The sequence below is a fragment of the Siccirubricoccus phaeus genome, from assembly GCF_008360935.1.
GTDB classification, from domain to species: Bacteria; Pseudomonadota; Alphaproteobacteria; order Acetobacterales; family Acetobacteraceae; genus Siccirubricoccus; species Siccirubricoccus phaeus.
Map to the genome: position 1 here is coordinate 2,501 of NZ_SRXO01000046.1, position 3,296 is coordinate 5,796.

The 3,296-nt window shown below is 59.3% G+C and carries 1 tRNA gene and 2 rRNA genes; all 3 read left to right on the forward strand.

From position 1 onward, the window contains the following. The first annotated feature begins 188 nt into the window (after positions 1 to 188). The 3 genes from E5N76_RS29160 (at position 189) to E5N76_RS29170 (ending at position 3,294) form a co-directional block, all read left to right on the forward strand. Positions 189 to 2,932 (forward strand): 23S ribosomal RNA (locus E5N76_RS29160). A gap of 126 nt (positions 2,933 to 3,058) precedes the next feature. After that, a 5S ribosomal RNA gene (gene rrf / locus E5N76_RS29165) occupies positions 3,059 to 3,173 on the forward strand. Positions 3,174 to 3,220: 47 nt separating this feature from the next. Next, a tRNA-Met gene (locus tag E5N76_RS29170) sits at positions 3,221 to 3,294 on the forward strand. Positions 3,295 to 3,296: the final 2 nt, after the last annotated feature.

Consider the following 3,296-nt stretch of genomic DNA (forward strand, 5'->3'; position numbering starts at 1 on the left):
CCACCCTGACGGTGCCTGGCCTTTGGGTCTCGCGCGTTGGGGTGGTCTGTTCTTTGACAGGTGAATCTGGGATTGGTTGTGTTGAGTAGTAGCTGAGAGTGAAGCTGAGCGTATGGCTTGGCGTTGCTTGACGCCTGGTTCTCACCTGGGGCCGCGATTTGGTCCTGCGTGCGGGCGGGGGTTGGTGATGTCGAGCGAGATAAGGGCGTTCGGTGGATGCCTTGGCGCCAAGAGGCGATGAAGGACGTGGCACGCTGCGAAAAGCCGCGGGGAGATGCGAGCGATCGTTGATCCGCGGATGTCCGAATGGGGCAACCCCTCCTTAGGGAGATCCTGCACTGAATCCATAGGTGTGGGAGGCGAACTCGGGGAACTGAAACATCTAAGTACCCGAAGGAAAAGACATCAAACGAGATTCCGCTAGTAGTGGCGAGCGAACGCGGAGTAGGCCAGTGGCCTCTGCATATTAAGCCGAGCGGTCTGGAAAGGCCGGCCAGAGTGGGTGACAGCCCCGTAGGCGTATGGTGTGCAGAGGTCCTTGAGTAGGGCGGGGCACGTGAAACCCTGTCTGAACATGGGGGGACCACCCTCCAAGCCTAAATACTCCTTGGCGACCGATAGTGCACAAGTACCGTGAGGGAAAGGTGAAAAGCACCCCGACGAGGGGAGTGAAAGAGACCTGAAACCGAACGCCTACAAGCAGTCGGAGCCCGGCCCGCAAGGGTGGGTGACGGCGTACCTTTTGTATAATGGGTCCGCGAGTTTCTGTTGGCAGCGAGCTTAAGCCGAGAGGTGTAGGCGCAGCGAAAGCGAGTCCGAAGAGGGCGCATAGTTGCCGGCAGAAGACCCGAAACCGAGTGATCTAGCCATGGCCAGGCTGAAGGTGCGGTAACACGCACTGGAGGGCCGAACCCACGCCTGTTGAAAAAGTCGGGGATGAGCTGTGGCTAGGGGTGAAAGGCCAATCAAACTCGGAAATAGCTGGTTCTCCGCGAAATCTATTGAGGTAGATCGTCCGTCGATCACCCCCGGAGGTAGAGCACCGAAAGGGCTAGGGGGGCCCAAAGCCCTACCAAACCCTATCGAACTCCGAATGCCGGGGAGTGCAGGCGGGCAGACAGACAGTGGGTGCTAAGGTCCATTGTCGAGAGGGAAACAGCCCAGACCACCAGCTAAGGCCCCCAAATGATGGCTAAGTGGGAAAGCATGTAGGACGGCCATAACAACCAGGAGGTTGGCTTAGAAGCAGCCATCCTTTAAAGAAAGCGTAATAGCTCACTGGTCTAATAGCTGTCCCGCGGCGAAAATGTAACGGGGCTCAAGCCATCTGCCGAAGCTGTGGGCTTGCGCAAGCAAGCGGTAGCGGAGCGTTCCGTAAGCCGGTGAAGGCGGACCTGTGAGGGCCGCTGGAGGTATCGGAAGTGCGAATGCGGACATGAGTAGCGACAAGGAGAGTGAGAAACTCTCCCGCCGAAAGTCCAAGGGTTCCTGCGCAAGGCTAATCCGCGCAGGGTGAGCCGGCCCCTAAGGCGAGGGCGACAGCCGTAGCCGATGGAAACCAGGTGAATATTCCTGGGCCCGCCAGAAGTGACAGCCGTGAAGTTCTGTATCTCCTTATTGGATTGGGGGTGCAGTTGGATCGGCTCGGGAAATAGCTCTGGCATATGGACCGTACCCGAAACCGACACAGGTGGACTGGTAGAGCATACCAAGGCGCTTGAGAGAACCATGCTGAAGGAACTAGGCAAATTGCTCGCGTAACTTCGGGATAAGCGAGACCCATTCTTGCGCAAGCAGGGGTGGGTGACACAAACCAGGGGGTGGCGACTGTTTAGTAAAAACACAGGGCTCTGCGAAGTCGAGAGACGACGTATAGGGTCTGACGCCTGCCCGGTGCCGGAAGGTCAAGGGGAGGAGTGCAAGCTCCGAACCGAAGCCCCGGTAAACGGCGGCCGTAACTATAACGGTCCTAAGGTAGCGAAATTCCTTGTCGGGTAAGTTCCGACCTGCACGAATGGCGTAACGACCTCCCCACTGTCTCCAGCATGGGCTCAGCGAAATTGAATTCCCCGTGAAGATGCGGGGTACCCGTGGTCAGACGGAAAGACCCTATGAACCTTTACTGCAACTTCGCAGTGGCGCCAGGAAGGGGCTGTGTAGGATAGGTGGGAGGCTTTGAAGCCGGGGCGCTAGCTTCGGTGGAGCCAACCTTGAAATACCACCCTGCGCCTTTCTGGCGTCTAACTGAGCCCGGTTAGCCCGGGCCAGGACCCTGCGTGGCGGGCAGTTTGACTGGGGCGGTCGCCTCCCAAATGGTAACGGAGGCGCGCGATGGTGGGCTCAGGCCGGTCGGACATCGGCTGTTGAGTGCAAAGGCATAAGCCCGCCTGACTGTGAGCGCGACAGCGCGAACAGAGACGAAAGTCGGCCTTAGTGATCCGGTGGTCCCGCGTGGAAGGGCCATCGCTCAACGGATAAAAGGTACTCTAGGGATAACAGGCTGATCTCCCCCAAGAGTCCACATCGACGGGGAGGTTTGGCACCTCGATGTCGGCTCATCGCATCCCGGGGCTGGAGCAGGTCCCAAGGGTTCGGCTGTTCGCCGATTAAAGCGGTACGTGAGCTGGGTTTAGAACGTCGTGAGACAGTTCGGTCCCTATCTGCCATGGGTGTTGGAGACTTGAGAGGATCTGTCCCTAGTACGAGAGGACCGGGATGGACGCACCTCTGGTGCACCAGTTGTCGCGCCAGCGGCATAGCTGGGTAGCCAAGTGCGGACGGGATAACTGCTGAAGGCATCTAAGCAGGAAACCCCCCTCGAAACGAGGTCTCCCTCGAGGGCCGTGATAGACCATCACGTTGATAGGCCGCAGGTGGAAGTGGGGTAACCCATGCAGCCGAGCGGTCCTAATCGCCCGATAGAGCTCACATCCCTCCACCCCGCGACGCTGATCGCAAGATCAGCACTGCACGCAGCACCAAGCCGCGGCTCAAGCCTCACCCTCGCTCCCCGCAACACAGCCAATCCCAGACCAACATCCAGGATCCGGCCAGGTGGCCCGGTGGTCATCGCAAGGTTGATACACCCGATCCCATCCCGAACTCGGCCGTGAAACACCTCAGCGCCCATGGTACTGCTGCTCAAGCAGCGGGAGAGTCGGTCGCCGCCGGGCCACCTCGCCGGATCCTCGGAAAACCCACCTGCCACACACCACACCACCGCGGGGTGGAGCAGCCCGGTAGCTCGTCAGGCTCATAACCTGAAGGTCACAGGTTCAAATCCTGTCCCCGCATCC